The sequence below is a fragment of the Helicobacter sp. 23-1045 genome (assembly GCF_053654655.1).
Genome location: NZ_JBSIUR010000017.1, coordinates 1 through 23,952 on the forward strand (window position 1 = coordinate 1; position 23,952 = coordinate 23,952).

Annotated in this window: 27 protein-coding genes; 15 read left to right on the forward strand and 12 right to left on the reverse strand. The window is 41.5% G+C overall.

Annotated elements, in window-relative coordinates; all coding sequences use genetic code 11:
• On the forward strand, positions 1-556 hold a 556-nt coding region (locus ACWIUE_RS11070), incomplete at its 5' end, for a hypothetical protein (protein ID WP_454136830.1).
• On the opposite strand, the gene nhaA is transcribed toward ACWIUE_RS11070, so the two are convergent.
• On the reverse strand, positions 557-2,110 hold the full coding sequence (gene nhaA, locus ACWIUE_RS11075; protein WP_454136831.1) for a Na+/H+ antiporter NhaA: 1,554 nt from the start codon (positions 2,108-2,110) through the stop codon (positions 557-559). It lies immediately after the preceding gene.
• Between the two features lie 159 nt (positions 2,111-2,269).
• On the opposite strand from nhaA, the gene ACWIUE_RS11080 reads away from it, so the two are divergent.
• Positions 2,270-2,764 (forward strand): flavodoxin, encoded by a 495-nt coding sequence (locus ACWIUE_RS11080; protein ID WP_454136832.1) that lies wholly within the window; start codon positions 2,270-2,272, stop codon positions 2,762-2,764.
• Positions 2,765-2,791: 27 nt separating this feature from the next.
• On the opposite strand, the gene ACWIUE_RS11085 is transcribed toward ACWIUE_RS11080, so the two are convergent.
• Entirely contained in the window at positions 2,792-2,944 is a 153-nt protein-coding gene (locus tag ACWIUE_RS11085) for a hypothetical protein (RefSeq protein WP_454136833.1), read from the reverse strand.
• 67 nt (positions 2,945-3,011) lie between these two features.
• On the opposite strand from ACWIUE_RS11085, the gene cysK reads away from it, so the two are divergent.
• Complete coding sequence (cysK, locus tag ACWIUE_RS11090) at positions 3,012-3,932, forward strand: cysteine synthase A (protein ID WP_454136834.1); 921 nt, start codon at positions 3,012-3,014, stop codon at positions 3,930-3,932.
• A 156-nt stretch (positions 3,933-4,088) separates the two neighbouring features.
• Here the strand turns inward: cysK and ACWIUE_RS11095 are convergent, their stop codons facing one another.
• The 3 genes from ACWIUE_RS11095 to ACWIUE_RS11105 are packed head-to-tail and all read right to left on the reverse strand — an operon-like array spanning position 4,089 to position 5,436.
• Positions 4,089-4,268: a hypothetical protein gene (locus ACWIUE_RS11095; RefSeq protein ID WP_454136835.1), complete on the reverse strand. Its 180-nt coding sequence runs from the start codon at positions 4,266-4,268 to the stop codon at positions 4,089-4,091.
• 16 nt (positions 4,269-4,284) lie between these two features.
• Positions 4,285-4,851, reverse strand: a complete 567-nt coding sequence (locus ACWIUE_RS11100) for a type II secretion system protein (RefSeq protein ID WP_454136836.1) — start codon at positions 4,849-4,851, stop codon at positions 4,285-4,287.
• 9 nt (positions 4,852-4,860) lie between these two features.
• Complete coding sequence (locus ACWIUE_RS11105; protein WP_454136837.1) at positions 4,861-5,436, reverse strand: type II secretion system protein; 576 nt, start codon at positions 5,434-5,436, stop codon at positions 4,861-4,863.
• 141 nt (positions 5,437-5,577) lie between these two features.
• Here ACWIUE_RS11105 and ACWIUE_RS11110 point away from each other — a divergent pair, with 141 nt between their 5' ends.
• A complete protein-coding gene (locus tag ACWIUE_RS11110) occupies positions 5,578-6,843 on the forward strand; it encodes a radical SAM protein (RefSeq protein WP_454136838.1) in 1,266 nt (421 codons plus the stop codon).
• A 162-nt stretch (positions 6,844-7,005) separates the two neighbouring features.
• Here ACWIUE_RS11110 and ACWIUE_RS11115 read toward each other — a convergent pair whose 3' ends face one another.
• Both ACWIUE_RS11115 and ACWIUE_RS11120 read right to left on the reverse strand, forming a co-directional pair.
• Complete coding sequence (locus tag ACWIUE_RS11115; protein WP_454136839.1) at positions 7,006-7,602, reverse strand: UPF0323 family lipoprotein; 597 nt, start codon at positions 7,600-7,602, stop codon at positions 7,006-7,008.
• A 16-nt stretch (positions 7,603-7,618) separates the two neighbouring features.
• Positions 7,619-7,951, reverse strand: coding sequence for a histidine triad nucleotide-binding protein (locus tag ACWIUE_RS11120; RefSeq protein WP_454136840.1), 333 nt, complete (start codon positions 7,949-7,951; stop codon positions 7,619-7,621).
• Positions 7,952-8,096: 145 nt separating this feature from the next.
• Here ACWIUE_RS11120 and ACWIUE_RS11125 point away from each other — a divergent pair, with 145 nt between their 5' ends.
• The 7 genes from ACWIUE_RS11125 to ACWIUE_RS11155 are packed head-to-tail and all read left to right on the forward strand — an operon-like array spanning position 8,097 to position 16,088.
• Positions 8,097-9,239, forward strand: coding sequence for a hydrogenase small subunit (locus tag ACWIUE_RS11125; RefSeq protein ID WP_454136841.1), 1,143 nt, complete (start codon positions 8,097-8,099; stop codon positions 9,237-9,239).
• Between the two features lie 11 nt (positions 9,240-9,250).
• A complete protein-coding gene (locus ACWIUE_RS11130) occupies positions 9,251-10,984 on the forward strand; it encodes a nickel-dependent hydrogenase large subunit (RefSeq protein WP_454136843.1) in 1,734 nt (577 codons plus the stop codon).
• A gap of 10 nt (positions 10,985-10,994) precedes the next feature.
• Positions 10,995-12,020, forward strand: coding sequence for a Ni/Fe-hydrogenase, b-type cytochrome subunit (cybH, locus tag ACWIUE_RS11135; protein WP_454136844.1), 1,026 nt, complete (start codon positions 10,995-10,997; stop codon positions 12,018-12,020).
• Between the two features lie 20 nt (positions 12,021-12,040).
• Complete coding sequence (locus ACWIUE_RS11140; RefSeq protein WP_454136845.1) at positions 12,041-12,580, forward strand: HyaD/HybD family hydrogenase maturation endopeptidase; 540 nt, start codon at positions 12,041-12,043, stop codon at positions 12,578-12,580.
• A 1-nt stretch (position 12,581) separates the two neighbouring features.
• Positions 12,582-14,264: a hypothetical protein gene (locus ACWIUE_RS11145; protein ID WP_454136846.1), complete on the forward strand. Its 1,683-nt coding sequence runs from the start codon at positions 12,582-12,584 to the stop codon at positions 14,262-14,264.
• A gap of 12 nt (positions 14,265-14,276) precedes the next feature.
• Entirely contained in the window at positions 14,277-15,911 is a 1,635-nt protein-coding gene (locus ACWIUE_RS11150; RefSeq protein WP_454136847.1) for an EAL domain-containing protein, read from the forward strand.
• Positions 15,912-15,941: 30 nt separating this feature from the next.
• Positions 15,942-16,088 (forward strand): hypothetical protein, encoded by a 147-nt coding sequence (locus ACWIUE_RS11155; RefSeq protein ID WP_454136848.1) that lies wholly within the window; start codon positions 15,942-15,944, stop codon positions 16,086-16,088.
• A gap of 32 nt (positions 16,089-16,120) precedes the next feature.
• Here ACWIUE_RS11155 and ACWIUE_RS11160 read toward each other — a convergent pair whose 3' ends face one another.
• Positions 16,121-16,744 carry a hypothetical protein gene (locus tag ACWIUE_RS11160; protein WP_454136849.1) on the reverse strand — a complete coding sequence of 208 codons (624 nt, stop codon included), beginning with the start codon at positions 16,742-16,744 and terminating at the stop codon, positions 16,121-16,123.
• A gap of 176 nt (positions 16,745-16,920) precedes the next feature.
• On the opposite strand from ACWIUE_RS11160, the gene ACWIUE_RS11165 reads away from it, so the two are divergent.
• On the forward strand, positions 16,921-17,130 hold the full coding sequence (locus ACWIUE_RS11165) for a hypothetical protein (protein WP_454136850.1): 210 nt from the start codon (positions 16,921-16,923) through the stop codon (positions 17,128-17,130).
• Between the two features lie 80 nt (positions 17,131-17,210).
• Here the strand turns inward: ACWIUE_RS11165 and ACWIUE_RS11170 are convergent, their stop codons facing one another.
• From ACWIUE_RS11170 to ACWIUE_RS11185, 4 genes are read right to left on the reverse strand one after another with little or no spacing between them, the layout of a single operon-like run.
• Entirely contained in the window at positions 17,211-18,092 is an 882-nt protein-coding gene (locus ACWIUE_RS11170) for an EamA family transporter (protein WP_454136851.1), read from the reverse strand.
• Entirely contained in the window at positions 18,080-18,667 is a 588-nt protein-coding gene (locus ACWIUE_RS11175; RefSeq protein ID WP_454136852.1) for a YigZ family protein, read from the reverse strand. Before ACWIUE_RS11175 ends, ACWIUE_RS11170 begins: the two co-directional genes overlap by 13 nt.
• A 29-nt stretch (positions 18,668-18,696) precedes the next feature.
• Complete coding sequence (locus ACWIUE_RS11180; protein ID WP_454136853.1) at positions 18,697-19,221, reverse strand: c-type cytochrome; 525 nt, start codon at positions 19,219-19,221, stop codon at positions 18,697-18,699.
• A 3-nt stretch (positions 19,222-19,224) separates the two neighbouring features.
• Positions 19,225-21,048: a menaquinone biosynthesis decarboxylase gene (locus ACWIUE_RS11185; protein ID WP_454136857.1), complete on the reverse strand. Its 1,824-nt coding sequence runs from the start codon at positions 21,046-21,048 to the stop codon at positions 19,225-19,227.
• Between the two features lie 101 nt (positions 21,049-21,149).
• Here ACWIUE_RS11185 and ACWIUE_RS11190 point away from each other — a divergent pair, with 101 nt between their 5' ends.
• The 3 genes from ACWIUE_RS11190 to ACWIUE_RS11200 all read left to right on the forward strand — a co-directional run.
• On the forward strand, positions 21,150-21,395 hold the full coding sequence (locus ACWIUE_RS11190; protein WP_454136854.1) for a hypothetical protein: 246 nt from the start codon (positions 21,150-21,152) through the stop codon (positions 21,393-21,395).
• Between the two features lie 168 nt (positions 21,396-21,563).
• Positions 21,564-22,439 carry a dephospho-CoA kinase gene (coaE, locus tag ACWIUE_RS11195; protein WP_454136855.1) on the forward strand — a complete coding sequence of 292 codons (876 nt, stop codon included), beginning with the start codon at positions 21,564-21,566 and terminating at the stop codon, positions 22,437-22,439.
• A 43-nt stretch (positions 22,440-22,482) separates the two neighbouring features.
• Positions 22,483-23,952, forward strand: a 1,470-nt coding sequence (locus ACWIUE_RS11200) for a hypothetical protein (protein ID WP_454136856.1), incomplete at its 3' end; no start/stop codon positions are given.

Sequence of the window (23,952 nt, forward strand, 5' to 3'; positions counted from 1 at the left end):
GGCGGATTATCTGCGCCAAAACCCGCAAGGTGCGGATATTTATTTTGATGGAATAGGGCGGGGGAGGGATATTTATGCCTTTGAGGTGGGGATGCGTCCATTTTGGTTTGCCCTGTATTTGGAGAAAATGCGTGGCGTCTCTAACTTTGACTTGCGGACAAATGCGCCAAATGGGGCGGATTTCAGCATTGATAAAAAGAGCAGATTTACCCTTGCAAATAGCGATATTGTGAGTGCGCCAAAAAGTGGCGATTTGATTATTGTAAGCAATATGCGGGTTTTCGCAGAATCTAATATGGCGGATTTTGCGAAAAATTCGGCGTATTCTGTGAAATTGTCGGTAGATTCTGTGAATTCTTTGTCAGATTCTGCGGATTTTGGGCGAGATTCTGCGAAAAATTCGGTAGATTCTGCGCCAAAGGGCGAGTTGATTTTTAAAAGCGGATTCCCCACAATCCCACACATTACGCTAATTTCGCTGATGAAATATTTTTGTAGCGCAGAATCTAATCCATTCGCCACTCCACTGCAAACGCAAGTATTTTTGGTGGAGTGATTATTTCGCAGAATCTGCGGTGGATTCTGCATTTTTTGCGGTAGATTTTGCGCTAAAAGTTTCTTCGATTGTTTCTAAACTTTCGCTGATAGATTCTGCGTTTTTGTGTCCTGTGGTGGCGAAAAATAATGCCATTATGCCAATAATAACAGCAATTGATGAGGCAACCAAAATCGACAACTTTGCTAAAATCACCTGCTCATCGCTACTAAATGCAAGTCCCGCCACAAAGATTGACATTGTGAAACCTATGCCAGAGAGCATTCCCACCGCCAAAATATGCCCATAAGTAAGTCCATTTGGGCGGTCTGCGATATTTAGCTTTTCGCCCAAAAATGAAAATATAAAAATGCCTAGCGGTTTGCCCACCACAAGTCCTAAAATCGTCCCCCACAAAATGCCATCTACGCTAAGATTCACGCCATTTTCTAAGCTCACACCCGCATTTAAAAACGCAAAAATCGGCACGATAAAATACGCGCAAATCGGTTGCAAGATAATCTCCATTTTCACAAGCGGATTTTGCGCGTAGCGCGAATATGTAGCAATCGTATCTAACAAATGCACTTGTTTGCTCGTCTCTTCAATATCGATTTTTTTCCCGCTGTCGTGGCGAAAGAAATTGATAATCCCGCCAAAAAACGCATACAAAAATCCCTTTTTCGCGCCATCTTTTGGCAGGGGCGAAGCGCCATCTTTTAGCAACATTTTATTCCACTCTTCTAACATATCCAAAATGCTGACAAAATATTTCTTGCGAATCTGCGAACGACCGGGGATTGCAAATGCCAAAATCACCCCCGCGATTGTCGCGTGCACACCGCTTTTATAAACCGCAATCCAAAGAAAAATCCCAACCAAAATATAACTCATCAAATACTTCGTATCTTTGTAATTTAGGTAAATTAGCGCACACACCAAAAGCCCGGCAACAGCTAACCAATGCGTATTTAAATCCGCCGTGTAAAGAAATGCGATTACCAAAATCGCGCCCAAATCATCAAAAACCGCCAAAGTTACCAAAAAGATTTTTACAACATTTGGGATTCGCTTCCCTAAAAGTAAAATCGCACCTAGCGCAAACGCCGTATCCGTGCTCATCGCCACGCCAAATCCGTGCGCAGAATTTGTGTCGTGATTGAACCACAGATAAAAGGCAATGGGGATTGCCATCCCGCCAAATGCCGATAATATCGAAAAGCTAACGCGCTTAAATCCCGCAAGCTCACCATACAGCACTTCGCGCTTCATCTCTAATCCCACCATCATAAAAAATAACGCCATCAAAACATCATTCACAAAATGCCCGATGCTGATTTGGACGAATTTATTCCCCACAAACATTCCAAACTCTTCGTGCAATAGGGCAAAATAAATATCTTTATACTGACTATTTGCCACCCACACGGCAAGCACCACGCAGAAAAATAGCAAAATCCCGCCAAAAGATTCGTGGTTTATGAAGTTTGACAAGCCACGCTGTAATTTTTCTTTGACATAAAGTGTCGTTTGGATGGGAGTTTTGTTTATCAAATTGTCGATTGTTTGCTTCATTTTGTGATGCCTTTGAAAAAATTTAAAATATTTGGTAAAAAATGCGGATTTTATCAAAAAAATTAGGATTTTTAAACTAAATTTTAGACTTTTTGCATAGTATTTCATTTCTTTTTTCACAAAAAAAGAAATTTAATTTTAAAATCAAAGGATAAAAAAATGGAAAAAATTGGAATTTTTTATGGAAGCACCACAGGTAGAACGCAAGAAATCGCCGAAGCAATCGCCGAAAAGCTCGGTAACTGCGACTTAGTCGATGTCGCAAACGCTTCAAAAGATGACATTGCAAAATATAGCAATCTCATTTTGGCAAGCTCAACTTACGGCGATGGCGACTTGCAGAGCGATTGGGAAGATTTCGCAGGGGCGTTAAGCGAAGATGATTTTAGCGGAAAAGTCGTGGCAATCGTAGGTTTGGGCGACCAAGATGGGTATAGCGACACATTTTGCGACTGCATAGGATTACTAGCAAATCTCGCCAAAAAAGCCACGCTGATTGGCAAAACCGCAAACGAAGGTTATGATTTTAGCGAATCAAAGGGCATTAGTGGCGGAGAATTTTTGGGACTTGCCATCGATGATGACAACCAAAGCGACTTGACCGCCGGGCGCGTGGAAAAATGGGTAGAGCAAATCAAAGGGGAATTTAAATAAAACTTTGATTTGACAAAGATTTTGCTTTTATTGCGAGATTCTGCGATTTTCACGCAGAATCGCAGAATCTAATTTTTCGCAGAATCTTATTGCAAAAATCGCAGAATCTTTTTTAGATTCTGCGCTTAGATTCTGCGATTTGCCCCAAAAATACTCAAACTTACTAATAAAATTTATCATTTTGCCTATAATTTTTAGAAATCTGCTATAATCGCAACTTTTAAATTTTAAAATTGAAAGGATTAAAATGAAAATCTATCAAAGCATAACCGAAATCATCGGGCACACGCCACTTTTGAAACTTAACAACATACAAACAGACGCAAATATCTTTGTCAAATGCGAGTTTATGAACCCCGTGCATTCAATAAAGGACAGAATCGCCTTTGCAATGATAAATGACGCACTTCAAAGTGGTAAAATCACGAAGGACACGACAATCATCGAGCCTACAAGTGGCAACACAGGCGTGGGACTCGCAAGTGTGTGCGCGGCACTTGGCATCAAGCTAATCATCGCAATGCCTGAATCAATGAGCATCGAGCGGCGAAAAGTAATGCAAATCTTTGGCGCGAAATTAGAGCTGACACCAAAAGAAAAGGGTATGAAAGGCGCGGTGGAGCGGGCAAATGAGCTACATAAAGAAATCCCAAATAGCGTGATTTTAGACCAATTTGGCAATCCTAGCAATCCTGCAATCCACAAAAGCACGACTGCAAAAGAGATTTTAGAAGCGTTAGGCGGGACAAAAATCGACATTTTTGCCGCAGGGGTAGGCACAGGCGGGAGTTTGAGCGGGATTGGCGAAGTGCTAAAAGCGCAAAACAACCCAAATATCGAGATTATCGCAATCGAGCCAAAAGATAGTCCCGTGCTAAGCGGTGGTGCGCCGGGTGCGCATAAGATTCAAGGCATAGGCGCGGGATTTGTCCCTGCAAACCTAAATGGCGAGATTTACAAAGAAGTGATTTGCGTGGATTCTAGCGACGCGATTGCGAGTGCGCGGGAGTTGGCGCAAAAAGAAGGGTTGCTTGTAGGCATTTCAAGTGGGGCGAATTTCTTTGTGGCAAAAGAGCTTGCAAAACGCCACAAGGGCAAAAATATCCTAACGATTTTAAATGACACGGGCGAGCGATATTTAAGCACGGACTTATTCGCGGGGATTTAAAGTTTAGATTTTTTAAATACGGAAGATTCTGCGATTTATACGAATTTTGCAGAATCTCAAACGAAATTTCGCAGAATCTAAATCAAAAATTACCCAAGATTCTGCGATTTTTTGTCATTGCGAGACTTGCAAATGCAAGTCGTGGCAATTTATTTTTTAATTTATGGATGGTTGCTTCGCTTCGCTCGCAAATTCTGCGAATTGCTTCGTTGTTTTCGCTTCGCTCAAACTGCCTCGCAATGACGAAGTAAGTGCAGAATCTACCGCAGATTCTGCGTATCGCAAGAAATTCACAGATTCTGCGTTTAGATTCTGCGAAAGGCAACGCAAAATCACAATTTCGCAGAATCCCCTAAAAACTTATCGTATTTGTGGATGTTAGTGGTATTATTTTGTTGCCATAACCTGCGCTGCTTTGATATGAATCGCGCAACTTTTGGCATACCAAGTATTCATTGCCGATGCCTAACCCTTCGCCCGTTTTGCCCTTTGCTGCTCCGCGCGGGTTAAAGTATAAGTCGCCATCATCGGTGATTTGGATGTATGGCTCTTCGCCGCAAGGGATGTTTTGCTTGCCGACTTTGTATGCGGGGGAAATGCCGCGATTTTTGGCGTCATTTTTTGCTGGTAACCACTTGAAATTGCTTAATCCAGAGACTTCGATTATCCAGCGATTCCAATAAATCGATGGCGTTTTCGTGCGGTCGGTTGGGTGTGGGGCGAGTTCGTTTGTGGTGTTTAGATTATCAGCGAAAACCTTTGCTACGATTGTTTTTAGCGTGTTTGCCGTGTCGCTCCGCAAAGTCGCCACTCGTTTATCAGTCCTTGTCGCGACAAATTTAGGCACGGCAACCGCCGCCAAAACCCCCAAAATCACCACGACAAACACCATCTCAATCATTGTGAATCCTCTTCTCATTTCCATTCCTTAAAATTCTATCGTTTGCGTGGAACTAAGCGGAATAATCTTATTGCCGTATCCAGCACTACTTGCATAACTTTTTTGTAAAACCTTGCATAACTCAAAGTTGCTATTTTGCATACCAGAATATGCGCCCTCGCTGTAAAGTCCTACGGGATTGAAATACAAATCGCCGTCTTTTGTGATTGATATGAGTGCTTTATGCAGTCCGCAGGGCATTCTATAAGTGCCGACTTTGTAAATTGGCGAAACGCCGTATTTATCGGCATCGCCAATCGCACTTGCCTTCATCCAGCGATTTCCATCAAGTCCTGCTACCTCTAATATCCACTCGCTCCACTGAATTTTTGGCGTTTTTGTTTTGTCGTTTGGATGTGGGGCGATGGACTGCGTGGTGTCGATATTATCTGCGAAAACTTTTGCGACAATGACTTTTAAAGTCGCCGCCGCATCGCTTCGCAAAGTCGCAACTTGTGCATCGGTTCTAGTTGCCATAAATCTAGGCACGGCAACCGCCGCAAGCACGCCTAAAATCACAATGACAAAGACTAACTCAATCATACTAAATCCACTTCTTTTCATAGATTCTGCGTCCTTATAAAAAAATAAAACGAAATATAACAGGATTTACTTAAACAAACATTAAATATCGGTAATTTTGATAATTTTTATTAGATTATTTTGTATATAATGCGGATTTTAAAAATTGGGGGAGCAATTTGAATGAAAAATGTTTTTAATGCGCGATATAAAAAACAAAATGTGGAGCGAATGAAGCAGAACTTTTTTAGTAAAAATTACAAAAAAATATTATCGCAGAATCTACTTTTAGCACCGATTTTAGTGCCGATTATGACGATTCGTAAGATTTATTGGTGTTTGGAAAATAGCAAACTTCACACATTGCATTTTCATAATTTAGCGCAAAAACCACTTTTAATGCCCTATTTTGCGTTGCTTTATATGTGTAAAAAAATATTGAAAATTTTAAATGCGATATTTGATATCATCCCAAAAATGATTGTAAATATCCGCCTTTTGCGTGGTAAAGTGGATATTCCGTATTTTGAATTAGTTCTTACTACGAGATGCTCTCTGCGATGTGAGTCGTGTAATAATTTAATGCAATATTTTGATTCCAAAAATGCTTACACTTGCTCGTTGCAGGGCATTATCGATGCTGTTAGCGTGATTTTAGATAAGATTGATTGCGTGAGAAATGTTAGGATTATTGGTGGCGAACCACTGCTTTTTAAGGATATTGCGAAGGTTGTGGAGTTTTTGGATAGCAAAAAGAAGGTGCGAAGTTTTGATATCGTCACAAATGGAAGCATTGTGCCTAAAAATGATTTGCTTTTGGCGCTTGCCAAGTCTGATAAATCCAGCATCACAATTAGCGATTACTCCGCTTCGCCAAATATCAAAATTCCCCTGCATTACGATAAAATCATAGATTTACTAAAATCGCATAATATCCCGCACTCAATACTTTGGCAAGACAAAACAGAGTGGATAAATCCGCAGAAAATCTACAAAAGAGGGCGAAGCAAGATGGAGATTATCCGCAATTTTAAGGCGTGTTTGATGCCTTGCGTAAGCGTGATGAGCAATGAAATGGGAGCGGCATTTTCAAAAAATCAAATTGTAAAAAATCAAATTGGGGGGGGGCAGATAGATATTAGCGCAGAAAAATCGCAGAATCTAGCGCATTTTAAGGCAGATTCTGCGAAATGCGATAAAAATTGCGTAGATATCAAAGGGCAAATTTTTATATGCCCTATTGCGAGTTCGCTGTCTAGATTGAAGGGATTGGATGAATTTAGTGGCGATTTTTTATCGCTAGATTCTACGCTAAATGGGGATAAAATCATAGATTTTTATAAGCAAGATTTTTTTAGTGTGTGTGATTATTGCCGTGATATGTGGGAAAAAGGCGAGAAAATAGCACCTGCCATCCAAACGACAAAAACGCTAAAAGTTGAGAAATAAACGCAAAAATGCCAAAGATTCTGCAAAAAGCGTGAATTTTACGCAAAAATCGCAGAATCTAGCGTAATTCCCATAATTTCGCCCGCTAACTGCGAGTTTTTTGCCTAATTTTCGCAGAATCTAGCGTAATTTTTCGCAGAATCTAGCATAATTTCCATAATCTCACCCGCCTACTGCGCTATTTCGCCTATCGCTTTTCCCATCGCCGAAAAATCCGCTTTTGCCACTTGCAGCCCTTGCTCCCGCGCCTGTGCCACTTTTTGCGCTATTAAAGCTATTTTTACTGCGTTCATAAGCCTGTGGCGATTTGTAGCTTGTGCGTTGCTGTGCTTGGTAGTTTTGATTGCCAAAAAGTTTGTTTCCTATCCAGCTACCGATAATCGCACCTGCTGCACTTGCCAAAATCGCCCCACCAAGCGATAATCCAGCCCCGCTAGGATTTGTCAGCTCCGAAGTCCCCGCGTCAATCGCGCTATTTTCCTCTTTTAGCAATTTATCGATTTCCTCTTGCGATAACATTCGCTCTGTGCCGTCCTTTGCTTTGAGAAGCACACGCGTAGTCTCGCTTGGGTATTCCTCCAAAATCTTGTAAGTGCCATCTGTTTGCTCTTCGATGATGACAAACGCGCCTTTTTTTACCGCCTCATTTTGCGTCTCTTGCGCGTTTTGATTTGTATCGCAACCATTTAACGCCAAAAGCACACTAATCCCAAGTCCGCCCATAAGCCCAAATTCGCTGATTTTTCGTATTTTTTTCATAAGATTTGCCTCCAAATTATGATAAATTTTCCCATTTTAGTTTCGCGCCACCAAGTATATGAAAATGCAAATGTGGCACTTCTTGTCCGCCGTCCGCGCCGATATTTGTGATGATTCGATAGCCGTTTTTATCCAACCCCACTTTTTTTGCCACTTCTTTGATAAAGTCGCTAATCTCTCCCAAAGTCGCCGAATCTGCGCTCTCAAAGTCCTTTGTGCAGATTTTTGGGATTGCCAAAATATGAATGGGAGCTTTTGGATTTATGTCATAAAACGCCAAAAATTTTTCGCTCTCTAATACCTTTTTGCACGGGATTTCGCCATTTACGATTTTTTCAAAAATAGTCATTTTGCGTCCTTTTAAATTATTAAGATTTTGCGAAATTGTTACAAAAAATCTTTTAAAATTAAATTAAGCATTATTTTTTGATTGTTTTTTGTCTAAATTTTGTGTTAGAATCCGCCATATTTTTTTAAAAAAGGGAGATTTCAAAATGGAGAAAGGTGAGTTTGAACGCATTTCAAAGCGATTAGATGAGTTAGAGAAAATGCCTGATTTAGGCGGTGGCGTAAAGGCAACGCTAGATAAAAATGGCGTCTCGCGCCGTGATTTTATGAAATGGGCTGCGGCGATGAGCGCGTCTATGGCACTTCCGGCGTCATTTGTCCCGCTAACTGCAAGGGCTGCGGAGTTAGCAGGGCGAATCCCTGTTGTGTGGCTACATATGGCTGAATGCACGGGTTGCAGTGAGAGTTTATTGCGAAGCGATTCGCCTAGCATTGATTCGCTGATATTTGATTACATTAGCTTAGAATATCACGAAACCGTTATGGCGGCAGCAGGGTGGCAAGCCGAGCAAAACGCAGAATCTGCGATGAAAGAATACAAAGGTAACTATATTTTAATGGTAGAGGGCGGTATCCCAAGTGGCAGTAGCGAATTCTATCTCACAATCGGCGCACACGGACACACAGGCGCACATAGCGCAAGAGAAGCCGCAGAGGGTGCAAAGGCGATTTTTGCAATCGGCACTTGTTCTAGCTATGGTGGCGTCCAAGCGGCAAATCCAAATCCCACAAACGCGCTCCCATTAAGCAAAATCATAAATAGAAAAGTCATAAATGTGCCCGGCTGTCCGCCTAGCGAGAAAAATATTGTAGGCAGTTTGCTTCATTACATTTTGTTTGATGAATTGCCTTCGCTTGATGCTTACAATCGCCCCACTTGGGCTTATGGAATGCGAATCCACGATTTGTGCGAGAGACGCGGACATTTTGATGCAGGCGAATTTGTGCAACAATTTGGCGATGAGGGCGCGAAAAATGGCTACTGCCTTTACAAAGTCGGCTGCAAAGGACCATATACATTTAACAACTGCTCACGGCTTGGGTTTAATCAGCATACAAGCTGGCCCGTGAAAGCTGGGCACGGCTGTATTGGTTGCAGTGAGCCAAACTTTTGGGATACTATGAGCCCATTTGAAGAGCCACTAGCAAATAAACTTTATGCGACTTCATTTAATGGGATGGGTGCGGATAAAACGGCGGATAGAGTGGGGACGATTTTATTAAGTGCCGCAGCGATTGGAATCGCAGCACACGCCGTGCTTTCGATGGTAAGCAAAAGCGATAATTAAAGGGGGAGAAAATGACAAAACGAATCGTAGTAGACCCTATCACACGGATTGAGGGGCATTTGAGAGTTGAAGTGGTAGTTGATGAAAACAATGTGATAACAGACGCATTTTCTAGCTCTACGCTGTGGCGTGGATTAGAAAAAATCGTGCGCAACCGCGACCCACGCGATGCGGGATTTTTGATGCAACGAATCTGTGGCGTTTGCACATATTCGCATTACAAAGCGGGAATCACAGCGGTAGAAAACGCGCTAGGCATTACGCCACCGCCAAATGCCGAGTTGGTGCGCTCACTAATGAATATCGCGCTTGTTTTGCACGACCACACTGTGCATTTTTACACGCTTCACGGGCTTGATTGGTGTGATATAACCTCCGCGCTTAAAGCAGACCCCGCAAAAGCGTCTAAAATCGCATTTAACTACGCTGATTTCCCGCTAAATACGGGCGAAAATGAGCTAAAAGCCATCCAAGCAAAAGTGGCAGATTTTGTGAAAAAAGGCGCGTTAGGACCATTTGCAAACGCGTATTGGGGACATAAAACTTATAGATTTTCCCCAGAGCAAAATCTAATCGTGCTATCACACTACCTAAAATTGCTTGAAGTTCAAAGGGTTGCCGCGCAGATGATGGCGATTTTTGGCTCAAAACAGCCACACCCGCAAAGTTTGACCGTAGGCGGTATCACTTCTGTTATGGATATGCTAGACCCTAGCAGACTAGGCGATTGGCTTACCAAATACAAGCAAGTCGCGGATTTTGTCAATCGCGCATATTACCCAGATGTGCTTATGGCAGCGGAGGTTTATAAAAATGAACCAAGCGTCCTAAAAGGCTCAGGCGTCAAAAACTTTATGAGTTTTCAAGAGATTCCGCTAGGCAATGGCGAATATTTATATAGTAGCGGATATATCAAGGATTACGATATTTCAAAGGTTTATGAGATTGACGAAAAACTCATCACAGAGGAAGCAACGCATTCGTGGTATAAAACAGACAAGCCATTGCACCCATATCAAGGCGAAACCGAGCCAAATTACACAGGATTCAAAGACGGCAAAAGCATAGGCGTAAATCTAAAAGAAGTCGATAGCAAATTGCTTGACATTGATGGCAAATACAGCTGGATAAAATCGCCTCGCTATGATGGAATGCCTATGGAAGTGGGACCTTTGGCGGCGGTTGCGGTGGGATTAGCTACGAAAAATCCGCGAATCTCAACTATTGCTACGAAATTTTTGAAAGATACAGGACTCCCCGCAACCGCGCTATTTAGCACTTTGGGGCGAACGGCAGCTAGACTAATAGAATGCAAATTAAGCGCGGATTATGGAATCGAAGTATTTAACGCGCTTATTGCAAATATCAAATCTGGCGACACACGCACTTGTGCGCCATATAAGATTGACAAAAATAAAACCTACGAGGGACGCTATATCGGCAATGTGCCACGCGGAATGTTAAGCCATTGGGTGCGAATAGAAAATGGCGTAGTGGCGAATTATCAAGCAGTCGTGCCATCGACTTGGAATGCGGGACCACGCGATGCAAAAGAGCAAAAAGGACCTTATGAAGCGAGTTTGATAGGCATAAAGATTGCAAATTTAGCGCAACCACTTGAAATCATAAGGACGATTCATTCATTTGACCCTTGCATTGCGTGTGCGGTGCATTTAATCGATACAAAAGGCAATGATTTAGGCGAGTATAAAATCGCACCTACGACTTTGAGAGCAAGTTTATAAGGGGGCAAAAATGAGAACAAAATCTATAAACGCAGAATCTGCGCAAGATTTTGCGAAAAAGGCAAGTGTGGCAAAAGTGGCAAAGGTTACAAAAATCACAGATTCTGCGAAAAGCACGAGAAAAAGGCGAGATTCTGCGAAAATCGCAGAATCCGCAGAATCTCAAATGAAAATCGCAGAATCCGCAGAATCTCGCACGAAAAACGCAGAATCTACGCAAGATTCTGCGAATGTTAGAAGGCGCGAGATGATGGCAGATTCTGCGAATTCAAAAAATCGCGCGAATTTTGCAGATTCTGCGAATTTTGCAGATTCTGCGACTTCGCAAAATTACGCGCCTTCACAAGATTCTGCGATTTCGCAAAAATCTTATAGGCGAATGCTGACTTTTCATCCTGTGGTGCGATTATTTCATTGGATTCGCGCGGTGTGCGTGGTGTTTTTGATTTTTAGTGGATTTTATATCGCATATCCGTTTTTCGCCCCTGAGCCAAATTCCGAGCCTACGAACTTCCTTTACGCGCTATTTCGCAGCTGGCACATAATGGCGGGATTTTTGCTAGTTGCTGTGACGATGTTTCGCCTGTATTATTTTATCTCGACAAGTCGGCACGGCGCGGAAAAAATCCATTTGGATGAGGTATTTGATATCAAAATTTGGATTGGGCAGATTAAAAATTATCTATTTTTAGGCAAGCACCCGCCTATTAAAGGGCTTTATAATCCGCTTCAAATCCTTGCGTATTTTTCCTTTGGGATGATGCTTTTATTTATCTCAATTACGGGATTTGTGCTTTATTACAATGTGTATCACGATGGACTTGGGGCGTTTCTAAATGCGACATTCAAGTGGTTTGAGGTGCTTTGCGGGGGACTAGCAAATGTGCGGAAAATCCATCACATTCTTACTTGGGGGATTTGCATTTTTATTTTGACACATCTTTATATGGCGATTTGGAATGCGATAAAGCACCCTGATGGCGGGATTGACTCGATGGTGGGCGGATATCGATATTTGCCAAAAGATAAGGATTAGCAGATTCTGCGATTTGCAAAATGAAGGTTTTGATACTTGGCATCGGCAATATTTTATTTGGCGATGAGGGAATCGGCGTCCATTTATCAAACTATATCAAAGTAAATTACGCTTTCAAATCACCCACACATAGTTTGCAAATAATCGATGGCGGGACTTTGGCGCAAGGACTTATCCCGCTAATCACCGAGCAAGACTTTGTGATTTTACTTGATTGCATAAACGCCGATAACGCGCAAGTGGGCGATGTTTTCGCCTTTGATTTTGATTCTGTCCCGCTAAATGTGAATTGGCAGGGCACTGCGCACGAAGTAGAAATGTTGCAGACACTAAAAATGATTGAAATGATGGGCGATTTGCCCACAATAAAGATTGTGGCGACAATCCCGCATATATTAGAGAGCGACACGACTTTTGAGCTGAGCGAGACGATACAAAAATCCGCAATCACAATGCAAAATGAGGTTTTTAAGATTTTAGAAAATTTAGGCTTTGAGATTGAAAAAATCGATTCGCGCCCATTGCAAGAAGTCGCAAATCTCTCATACAAGGGCTTTTAGATTGACTTTAAAATTCACATTTTTTTACAGCGATTTAAACAAAGATTATTTTTTGGGGCTTTTGCAAAAAATCGCGCAAAATTTTGGGCTTGAAGTTTGCGTAGAATTTAGCGATAAAACGCTAGATTTTTACGCAAGTGGCGAAAATTTGGGCGATTTTGCAAGTGCATTGACAAAGGAAATCCCGCTGTCGCTTTATTTTCGCTTTAAAAGCGTGGAAGTTTGCGAAGCACCAAAACACTTAAAACCCCTGCAAATCGCAGAATCTGCTGAAAATATTTTAAGTGTTAGCCAAATAAATGCGCGTAAATTTTTGCAAGATTCGGCGATGGAAAGTGCGCTTAAAAATCTTTGCGATTTATTGAAGCAAGGGGATGAAATTACGCTAAACACAAGCAAAGGCGCGATTTTGCTATCCACTAAAAAAGGCGATTTGCGCGATTCGCAAGGTGATTTGCAAGGCGATTCGCAAAAGCACGATTCGCACGATTCGCGCCAAAATTTTGATTTTATTTTGGCAAATGATATTTCTACCATTTCGCTCTACACTCGCGCTTCGCAGGATGAAATAAACGCCATCGCCACGCTAGAAAAACCGCTTATAAATTTGAGCGTAAAAGAAGTTTTTTATGGTGAAGTGGGCGCGAAAAACGCGCTTTTTATTTTGCCTTTTGAGGCAAATTTATGCTTTATTTTTTCAGCGTTAGAAGTGCCGTTTTTATTCGCAAAACGCGCAGATTCTGCGGATAAATTTTTTGAAATTATTGTGGGGAAAAATGGCGCATTTGTGGAAAATAATATTGCAAAATCAAAAAATTTTGATGAGTTTTTGGCGATGAATTTTACGCCACTGCGAAATGCGAAAAACGCAGAATCTGACATTTTTATCGCTTATATTAGCGCGAAAAATCCCACGCTTTTGGGAAATCCAAGCGATAAAATTTCGCACACAAAAATCGCCTTTGACAAAAATCCCAAAAATATTTTGGCAAAAATCTCGCATTTGGAAAATGGCGATAAACTCATCGCAAACTTCGCCCGTGAGTTTGGGGCGCGGTATGAGGCGATTTTGGCACTAGATTCTGCGCCAAAGTTTAGCGAAAATATCATTGATATTTTTGAATGCGCGGCGATGATTTTAGGCGCAGAATCTAATAATTTCGCAGAATCTCGCACATTCGCAGAATCTCATAAAAACGCAGAATCTCACGCGCAATTTATTTTAGATTTGGCAAAAAATTGCTTGCGCGATATTAGTCCAAAAATCGACTTTAAAAATATTGGAGATTCTGCAAAATTCGCAGAATCTCCGCTAGATTCTGCAAAAAAAATATCAGATTCTGCGAATTTAGATTCTGCGAAAAAAACGCAAGATTCTGCGAAAAACGCAGAATCTCCGCAAGATTCTGCGCCAAAAACTTATGATGAGTTAAAGACAATTCGCTCCATTATTAGCTTCACTCTCGCAGGGACGGAGCGCGAAATTATCGCGTATGGGATTTTGGAGTCGCTTGTGGATTATGTGCTATTAAATTTTAGAGACATAAAAAGGAAATTTGGCGTTAAAAAAATGGGAATTATTGGCGATTTATTCGCAAATAAAATATTTTTTGATAAAATCACCAAAAAAATTCCCGCAGATTTAGATTTGATTTTACCGACATATTTGGATTTTAAACGCTGATGGAGGGCGCATTTGCAAGATATAAATAATAAATTTAGGTTGTTTTTGTTTATTCCGCTGATTTTTATTTTGGCAATCAATGTGCTGTATATTTTCCTTGGGATGGGCGTTTTCTCCATTTTCAAAGATAATGCGCTGTATTATAATGATGTGTTTGTAAGTGCGTATATTATGGTGATTGTGGTGCTTGATTTGGCGTTTTTCGCGGGGATTGCGATTATTTCTAATAAATATATCAAAAATGATATTTTGCTCTCAATCAATGATTTTTATGTGGATATGCGAAATTTTTATGAAAACAACAAATTTGGCTTCCAAAGCTGGGCACAGCGAATCATAAAATCCCCCAAAGAAATCGCCGAGCTATCAAAATATTTTCACAACAATATCGCAAACCAAATCTACACGCTAAATTCCAAAATCACCACCGACCAGCTCACAGGGCTTCGCACAAGTATCATTTTGCGACAAGATTTAGAGCAGTATCCAAATCACGTAATCGCCGTGCTAAATCTAAGCAATTTCAAAGAAATAAATAGCTTTTATGGCGTGAAACTCGCCGATGATATTTTATACTCTGTCGCCCAAGTGCTAAAAAGCTATTTCAAAAATGAAAATTATCTACTTTATAGGATTCACGGCGATGATTTTGCGATTTTATGGACGAATTGCACCGATAGGGCGGTTTTTATCCAAAAGTTAGAGGGATTTTTGGATTATTTGGGTAAAAAAGAGATTTTGATTGATAATTACACATATCTAAACATTTCTGCGACTATCGGCGTGGCATTTTCCTATGAGAGCGCGAAATATAGTATGGTAAATGCGATTATGGCACTCCACCACGCAAAAGAATATCGCAATCCCATTGTGATTTATAATCGCAATTTGCCGATTTTAAATGTCTTTAAAAACAATATCCAATACACCGAAATCGTCTATCAAGCGTTAAAAAACAAAGATGTCATTCCATATTTTCAAAGAATTAAGGGTATTCAGCCACATAATGCAAATGAAAATCACATAAAATACGAAGCGTTAATGCGGATTAAGGATAGGGATGGGCGCATTGTTTTGCCGGGATTATTTTTGGAAGTCTCAAAGCGTTCATCATCATACTCTAAACTCTCGCGCCTTATGATTGAAAGCACATTTCAACGCCTTGCCGAGCGGAAAGACTGCGTTTTTTCGATAAATTTGGCGTTAGAGGATATGAACTCTACGGACTTTTTGATGTGGTTTATGGAGCGCATCGTGCATTATAAAATCGAGGGGCGCGTGGTTGCTGAAATCACCGAGCAAGAGAGCGTGGAGGAATTTGAAAGTGTGAATAATTTCATCACAAATATTCGCGATATCGGTGTCAAAGTCGCGCTAGATGACTTTGGCAGTGGGTATTCTAACTTTTCGATTTTGATGAAATTGCAGATTGATTATTTGAAGTTAGATGGCTCGCTGATTAGCAACATTGACAAGGATAAAAACGCCCAAATCATCGTGCAGACAATCGTGCAGTTTGCAAAATCGCTTGATATCAAAACCGTCGCGGAGTTTGTGAGCTCGGAGGCGATTTACAATACAATCAAAGATATGGGGATTGACTACGCGCAAGGGTATTTCACAGGCAAACCTGTGGAGCTGAGTTAGATTTTTTTGTAATTGCGAGATTCTGCGACTTTGTTAAAAGTTACAGAATCGTGGCAATTCGCAGAATTGGATAAAGAAACTTCGGCTTTGCCTTGTTTTGTGAGCGAAGCGAAACAACCATCCATATTTAGATTCTGCGATTTTGGCGCAGAATCTAGTGAAATTCGCAGAATCTAGCAATATTTTCAAAGCACATTCGCAGAATCTGTTTATTTTTTATACTTCGAAAAGTGCTTTTTGCCTGCCTGCCAAAGATACATATCTAATTGCTTTAAGTTGCAATCCAAACCATAAAATGCCTTAAAATCATTTAACGCCTTTTTGAATCGCCCATAATCACGCAAATCCGCGCCTTTAAAGTCGCCGAATCTATCGCGCTTTTGAAAATAAAGCAACATTTTTTCTACATAGCTATCATAAATCGCAAAGTCCGCTTCATTGTGGTGAGAGCAGAATTTTGTCGCAAATGAATAGAAATGCTTCACCTTGCCATTTATGCTGACTGTTGCGATTTCGCCCACAAGGTTTTCATCGCCATTTTGCAAACGCAAATCAACGCCTACAACGCCCTTTATATGCTTTGCCACCGCGAAAATATTGAAAATATTGGTGCTATAAAAGTCGTTGAGTGTGGCGACTTTGGCTAAAATATCATCTAAATCATCATTGCGCGGATAGGTGCGATGAAATAGTTTGTTTAGCGAGCTCTCTTGTTCGCGATAATTTTCCATCGTCTGCCCTTTGTGCCACTCATTAACCCACTTTTGCAATTCGCTTTGATTGGGTGTAGGGATATTTAGATTTGCCGTGCTAATGCGAGATTTTTGCTCCACACTTCAAGCAAAAGCGTGGATTCTAACTCATTTTGCGCGATAGGCGTATTATGAGTGCAAGTCAAATTTGCAAAGATTTTCGTGCTAATCTTGCAAATCTACACTAGATTCACGCGAATCTAATAATTTATTGATTTGATTTTTCGGACATTGATTCGCAATTCTTTTAGATTCGCGTGATTTGGATTGCTTTTGGCAAATCTATGCGACTTGCATTGAGTGCGTTTTTACGCTATCAATTTGATATTTCACGCAAACCCAAATGCGCGCGGGGGATTAAGGGGGTGGGTAAAATCCCAAAAAAATCCGTCATTGCGAGATTCAGCAACGCCGAATCGAAGCAATCCAAAAAAATGTCATTCTCGCGCGAAGCACAAAGTGCGTAGCGAAGTATCTCTCTTGTTTTTAGAGATATTTCGACTTTTTCAAAGTTTCAATATGACAATTTTAGCGATTCGCAAAATCGTTATTTTTCATAATAATCTATGATTTTTTTGTGAATCACAAGCGATAATGCCATCAAAAAAATGCCAAAAATAACGCGCCAAAGGGCGTTTGATTCAAATAAATTCGCCCCGCCAAATCCGCCGAAATAAAATAGCAAATCCACCAAAATCGCCGCCGGGATTAGCGCATTATTCATTAGTGCCAAAAATCCCGCATCCACCGCCACTGCGCCCTTATTCCACCACAAATATCCCACGCCAGAGCTCACAACGCCTAAATATATCAGCACCGCCCACGAAGCAAGATTCTGCGGTAAAAAGTCCTTATCGCCAAGCGCGACAAACGCCGTCCCTGTCACCACCATCGCGCCAAAATGAAAATATCCAAAAATGCTTTTTTGCGCTAAATTTTTATGCTTTTCAATCACCACTTTATACAGGCTCTGCCCCGCGCCAAAGGCGATATTTGCGCCCTGCACAAGCAAAAATCCTATCCAAAAGTCCGCATTTACGCCACTATATTTAATCACACCTGCGCCAAATACGCACAGCGCGATACTACAAAGATATAGCGCACGAAATCGCCCAGCAAATAAATCATAAATCAAACTCACATAAAACGGCGTGAATATCGTCCATAGCGCGACTTCGGCGACTGATAAATACGCAAAAGAGTTGTAATAAAAAATATACATTATGCCAATTTGAAGCGCACCGATGGCAAATAATTTGAATTTCAAAGCATTTTGAATCGTAAAATCAAGCATTGGCAAAAATACCAAAAACGCCAAAAACACACGGAAAAACGCCGCAAAAAAGCTATCCATCTGCCCACTTATAAAATATCCAATGAGCGGAAACGAAAACGCCCAAATGATGGTGGTTAGGACTAAATATGGCATTTTGCACCTTGCAAATTTCTCGCGAAATCCATTATTTGCATATCATCGCATTCAAGCGTGATTTCCGCGCAGTCGGCATTAAAGGCGATATTCAAAATCGCTATACCCATTTTGTTTGAGAGATATTTTGCGTGATTTATGGCATTAAATGGGAGCGAAATTTTGTGCGTTTTTAGATGGATAAAATCAACGATTGCCCCGCAATTCTTTGCATTTTCCACCGCTAAAAGCGTGGCGTTGCTATATGCACGGACAAGCCCACCTATGCCTAGCAATTTCCCGCCAAAATAGCGCACCACAATACACGCGCATTCCACAAGCTCCCGCCCACGCAGGACATTTAGCACAGGCACACCAGAGCTACCCTTTGGCTCACCATCATCGCTACTATTTTCGATAATTTGGCGAAATTCATTCACAGCGCGACTTGCGCGGACAAAATGCACGGCTTTTTTGTGCTTTTCTTGCAATTCGCTTAAAAGCTGCTCCGCGCCCTTTGCAGGGGCTAAATGCGCCAAAAATTTTGAGCCGTCCTTTTCATACTCGGCAATGCAAAGGGATTTTATCGTTTTCATTTTAGTGGCGAATCTCGCAGGGCGTGAATCTACTTTTTAAAATTAGAAATATATTCAGCCAAAATCTCAATATCATCATCGATAAGCCCATTTGCTTGGAGATACATAATCGCCGAAGTTCCCCCGCGTGAGAGCGTTTTAGCGCGATAGCCTTTCATATCATCAATCAAAATTTGTTTGCTTAAATCAGCGATTAGAATGCTCCCAGCACTGCCCGGTGCGACTTTATCGCCCCTTGCGCCGTGGCAAGCGATACATTTTTTGTATAAATCTACCGCTGATTTTTGCGGTGCTTTTTGCGCCATATTCGCAGAATCTTTTGCAGAATTCACGCTAGATTCTGCGATTTTTGTCGCATTCGCAGAATCTTTTACAGAATCTTTCGCAGAATCCGCAGAATCTTTTGCAGAATTCACGCTAGATTCTGCGTTTTTCGCACTTTTCGCAGAATCCACGCTAGATTCTGCGATTTTCGCATTAGATTCTGCGTTTTTACTTGAATCGCCACACGCCACAAACGCCACTGCCACCGCTATTAACATCCACTTTTTCATCTTTCATCCTTTCGTTGAGTAAGATTTATCGATATAAAATTTTCGCCAAAGCGACTTATCGATTAATCCCAAATCGACCAAACGCGCCAAAACTTCCGCATTGCAATCCACATCTTTGGGCCACTCGCGCGTGAAATTTTCAAGCGCACCTTTGCGCGTGGCGTCAATGAGCGCGACATTGTTTTGCACCAAAATATCACGCTTTGCGTCAATATTGTTTGCAACGCGCCACAGGCACATATAGGGATTTTCCAAATCATTATCGCACGAATCCATCACAAAGACAATGCGACAATGCGCCGAGTGAAATGCGTCTATATGCTCCAAAACGCGCGATTTTTTATCAATTCCTAGCAAAATCAGCGGATTTTTGGTGTGCGTAAAATACTGCCTTAAAACCACCGCCTCGCTGTAATTTTGCGCTATTTTTGCCAAAAGTGCGTCATCGCTTAAAATCTGCGGAGATTCATAAGGCGGTGCGCCATTTGTGCAATCCACGCCCAACTTCCCGCCTTGCGCAAATTTTGGCGATGAGTGGTCAAGCGCATCGACAATGCCGTGTGAGACAAAAAGCTCGTTAATGTCAAAATTATTCAAAATAAATTCCGTGATTGCGTGATGATTTGTAAGCTCGGGCGCATTTTGTGGCACAAAAATGGCGTGTTTGACAAAGCTCATCTGCCCCATCGCCCAAAATCCGTGCATAATCTGCTGTGCGTGGGAGGGATATTTGGGCGCGATTTTTGCCAAAATGAGATTGTGAAAAACGCCATTTTCAGGCATATAATAGTCAATCAGCGCGGGGCTTGTGGTTTGCAAAAGTGGCAAAAAAATGCGCTCCGTTGCATAGCCCAAATATTTGTCCTCCAAAGGCGGTTTTCCCACCACCGCGCCCAAATACACGGCATTTTCTTTTAGCAAAATATTTTCTACTTCCATCACAGGATATTTTTCAATAGGCGTATAATAGCCCGTGTGGTCGCCAAATGGTCCCTCATCGCGCATATCCTGCGGGTCAATAAAGCCTTCGATTATTATGTCGCAATCGTGCGGGACAAAAATGTCATTGCATTGGCATTTGCGGAGGCGTGGGCGCACTTTGCGGATAAATCCATACAGCATTAACTCAAACATTCCAAGCGGCAGGGGAGCTTGAGCGCACCAAGTATAAAGCGGGTCGCCTCCGATTGCCACGCTCACGGGCATTTTGCGCCCTGCCTTTTTATATTCATCAAAAAATATCATCGAATCTTTGTGGATTTGAAAGTGCATTCCCAAGTGATTTTTATCATAAATTTGAAGCCGATACATTCCCAAATTTTTCATCGAATTATCCAAGCTATGCGTGTAAATCTGCCCTGCGGTTATGAATCTACCGCCGTCATTTTCCCAAGTTTTTGAGATAGGGAGCGAAAATAAATCGACTTTATCTTTTGGGATAATCTTATGTGTTTTATGCCACGAATCGCGCAATTTTTTAGGGCGCAAAAAGCGAAGCTGACTAAATAAGCGGATTTTTGCAAACAAATCACGCCAATTTTTGGGCGCGGATAGGCGCGTAAAGTCGCTCACACTTTGCGAAATGGATTTGGCATTTATGCCAAGTAATTCTAATCGCCTAAAAGAGCCAAAAAGATTCATAAATACAGGAATTTTGAATGCTTGATTTGTCCGTTTGCAAATAGGATTTGTAAAAAGCAGTGCCTTTGAATCGTCCTTTTTTACCTCAATATAGGCAATATGTGGGATTTCTAGCTCAATGTCTAATGGCGTTTCGATGATTTTCAATTCGCCATTTTCTTGTAAAAATTTAATAGTTTTTTGCAACTCCAACCTTTCGTAAAACAAAAATTTTAAGGCGATATTATAGTATAGATTTTGCATTATTATGCTAGAATCGCCGATTTTGAAAATAAAAGGAGCAAATTATGAGCAATCTTGGCAAACTCGTTGTGATTGGCGCGATTGGCGCGGTGGCGTATTTTAAATTTTACAAGCACGAAAGTATCCCCGGCACAGACATCATCAGCGAAACTTCGCGCACCGTGATAAAGGACGCAAACGCCGATTATGTCGAGCATAAAATCGGCACAGAAAAAGAATATATGGATAGAAATGCGACGGTGCTACAAGATGCCCCGTCAATGAGGGCGATTACGAAAAATAAAGAGTAGCGATGGGTAATTCGTCTTTGGGTGCATTTTTCGTGGATTTGGCAAATTTTCGTCATTGCGAGATTTGCCGAAAGGCAAATCGTGGCAATCCAATATTTAGATTCTGCGAATGCAGAATCTAGTGCAAACTTCGTGTGAATTGCATACCCAAAGGCAAATTGAAACAAAATGACACACGAATTTAAGAACGCCATCGCCCTTACAGGCGGCATTGCCACCGGCAAATCCACCGCTTGTAGCATTCTAAAACTACACGGCTATCCCATAATCGACACGGACTTAATCGCACACGAAGTTTTGGAGCAAAGCAAAGACAAAGTGGTGCAAATCTTTGGAGATGAGATTTTATTAGATTCTGCGAAAAACGCAGAATCGCCCCACTTTGTCATTGCGAGCGAGCGAAGCGAGCGTGGCAATCTAATAGATTCTGCGACAAATACTTCAAATTGTCATTCTGAGCATAGCGAAGAATCTCAAAAAAATAGAGATTCTTCGATTGCTTCGCAATCTCAGAATGACAAAATAAACGCAGATTCTGCGGATTTCGTGCGAGATTCTACGGATTTCGTGCGAGATTCTGCGATAGATTCTGCGAAAATTGCGCGAGATTCTGCGAAAATCAAGCGCAAACCCCCACAAATCAATCGCAAAAAATTAGGTGCAATCGTTTTTAGCGACAAAGCAAAACTTCGCGCATTAGAGTCCATTTTGCACCCCAAAATCCGCGCAGTCGCAGAGCAAAAAGCACAAATTTTTGAAGCGCAAAATATCACATATTTCATCGACATTCCGCTTTTTTACGAGCTACAAGAGCGTGGCAGTGGCTATGCAATCCCGCTAACGCTTTTAATCTACGCGCCACGCGACTTGCAACTAGCGCGAATCCAAAAACGCGATAATTTAAGCGCAGAATCTGCAAACCTTCGCCTAAAAAACCAAATCGATATTGAGCTAAAAAAGCAAAAAGCAGACTTTATCATCGAAAATACAGGCAATATCCGCGACTTGCAAGATAAAATCGAAATTTTTTTGCAACAAATATAGATTTTGTGCTACAATTTGCCTATTTTAAAAATGGAGGTTATTTATGAGAATAAATATCAGTTTAGGGGGGGGGGGATTTTATAGTCGCCCCAAAAGCGCGATGAAGTTACTTTTTGCGCTACTTATATTTAGCGCATTTGCCTTTGGGCAAGGTGGCGGAGGACCCGGCGATGGGGGCAATGGACATAGACCAACGGGCAAGGTTTTTCGCTGCTTTGCAAAGATAGGTATGGCTCATAGCACCGCACAAAATACTGACCAATGGAAAGGGCACGGCACTTATTGCGCCGCCCCTTTCCCGCCAAATAATCCACAAGGTTGCAAAAAAGAGTGGAAGTGGAGTTTGGACTATAAAGATGATTCTGCCGAAGAAACCGCTCAAAGCAAACTATGCAGATTTAAAAATGCTTGGGAAGGTGGCTGTCGCGGTAATGGCGGTTGCGCTTGGAACGCTGGGGATTGCCATGTATTTGTAACACAGGGGCATTGGAATCAGCCACAGACATTTTCTTTTTGCGCGATTGAATATGATACGAGCGATAGAAATGTGCCAAATGATTTTGAAAAAGTCTCCAAATGCGTGGATAAAGTAGAGGGCAAAGAAGTCTCAAATAGAAAATTATGTGACGATGACAAAACAGGCACTAGATATTACTACAAACCCAAATGCGACGACACAGATGATGAAAAGAAATGTAAGGAACGATTAGTAAGCTATCAACTCTCTTATGGATGGCGATTTTGCTATGAGCCACCGGGTGGCGGTAATATAACTTCATTTTTACTAAATCAAGGCGGACAAACCGTGCGTTTTAGGGAGTTTATACAAGAGGACGCGCTTGGCTGGGTGCAACAAAGGACAGGACCTTGTGAGAGAAACTCATATACTCCAAACAGCGGTGGCGCACCCGACCCTGAGCCCGAAAAGCCCGATGAGTTAGGCAATTTGGTGATTTTAGATGAAAAAGATGGCAATACAAATCAAACTACCTCAAAAGTCCATACCAAAATCTCAGGCAACTCATATAATTTCCGCATTTTTTCAATCGATAGCGCGGGGAAATTTAGCAGTGGCATTTCATCGCTAACTTGCACCATCACCGAAAAAAGTGGCAAAAGTTTTAGCGGAGCTGCAAAAGAAAATAGCTTTTTTAGCGCATTATTTTCAGGCAAGGGGAAAAACTTCATCTTTGGAGAATACACACCTGAATCTAGCGGTGAGGCGAGTATCGCTTGTGTCGGCACTAGCAAAGATGGCAAGTCTGTAAGCGCAGAGACGACATTTTTCATCGCGCCAAATTCTTATAAATTTAGCACCATAAATGCGGAGTTTAATGGCAATAATGAAAATTTACTATCCCAAATTTTAGACTTAAAATACTCAAACAACGAGGGCGAAGTAAAACAAGCAGAGCATAATAATGACAAATGGAATAAAAAACCTGTGGTAAAGTTAGGCGAAGCACTGCAAATAAATCTCGCAAAAGTTGAGGCACTAACCGCAAAAAACCAA

What these genes read in the sequence shown, in the direction of transcription:
- ACWIUE_RS11100 (WP_454136836.1), bottom strand. Translation starts at nt 4,851, where the DNA reads ATGAGAAGAGGATTCACAATGATTGAGATGGTGTTTGTCGTGGTGATT.
- nhaA (WP_454136831.1), bottom strand. Translation starts at nt 2,110, where the DNA reads ATGAAGCAAACAATCGACAATTTGATAAACAAAACTCCCATCCAAACG.
- ACWIUE_RS11125 (WP_454136841.1), top strand. Translation starts at nt 8,097, where the DNA reads ATGGAGAAAGGTGAGTTTGAACGCATTTCAAAGCGATTAGATGAGTTA.
- ACWIUE_RS11080 (WP_454136832.1), top strand. Translation starts at nt 2,270, where the DNA reads ATGGAAAAAATTGGAATTTTTTATGGAAGCACCACAGGTAGAACGCAA.
- ACWIUE_RS11120 (WP_454136840.1), bottom strand. Translation starts at nt 7,951, where the DNA reads ATGACTATTTTTGAAAAAATCGTAAATGGCGAAATCCCGTGCAAAAAG.
- coaE (WP_454136855.1), top strand. Translation starts at nt 21,564, where the DNA reads ATGACACACGAATTTAAGAACGCCATCGCCCTTACAGGCGGCATTGCC.
- ACWIUE_RS11170 (WP_454136851.1), bottom strand. Translation starts at nt 18,092, where the DNA reads ATGCCATATTTAGTCCTAACCACCATCATTTGGGCGTTTTCGTTTCCG.
- ACWIUE_RS11110 (WP_454136838.1), top strand. Translation starts at nt 5,578, where the DNA reads ATGAAAAATGTTTTTAATGCGCGATATAAAAAACAAAATGTGGAGCGA.
- ACWIUE_RS11115 (WP_454136839.1), bottom strand. Translation starts at nt 7,602, where the DNA reads ATGAAAAAAATACGAAAAATCAGCGAATTTGGGCTTATGGGCGGACTT.
- cybH (WP_454136844.1), top strand. Translation starts at nt 10,995, where the DNA reads ATGAGAACAAAATCTATAAACGCAGAATCTGCGCAAGATTTTGCGAAA.
- ACWIUE_RS11140 (WP_454136845.1), top strand. Translation starts at nt 12,041, where the DNA reads ATGAAGGTTTTGATACTTGGCATCGGCAATATTTTATTTGGCGATGAG.
- ACWIUE_RS11175 (WP_454136852.1), bottom strand. Translation starts at nt 18,667, where the DNA reads ATGAAAACGATAAAATCCCTTTGCATTGCCGAGTATGAAAAGGACGGC.
- ACWIUE_RS11085 (WP_454136833.1), bottom strand. Translation starts at nt 2,944, where the DNA reads ATGATAAATTTTATTAGTAAGTTTGAGTATTTTTGGGGCAAATCGCAG.
- ACWIUE_RS11180 (WP_454136853.1), bottom strand. Translation starts at nt 19,221, where the DNA reads ATGAAAAAGTGGATGTTAATAGCGGTGGCAGTGGCGTTTGTGGCGTGT.
- cysK (WP_454136834.1), top strand. Translation starts at nt 3,012, where the DNA reads ATGAAAATCTATCAAAGCATAACCGAAATCATCGGGCACACGCCACTT.
- ACWIUE_RS11105 (WP_454136837.1), bottom strand. Translation starts at nt 5,436, where the DNA reads ATGAAAAGAAGTGGATTTAGTATGATTGAGTTAGTCTTTGTCATTGTG.
- ACWIUE_RS11130 (WP_454136843.1), top strand. Translation starts at nt 9,251, where the DNA reads ATGACAAAACGAATCGTAGTAGACCCTATCACACGGATTGAGGGGCAT.
- ACWIUE_RS11190 (WP_454136854.1), top strand. Translation starts at nt 21,150, where the DNA reads ATGAGCAATCTTGGCAAACTCGTTGTGATTGGCGCGATTGGCGCGGTG.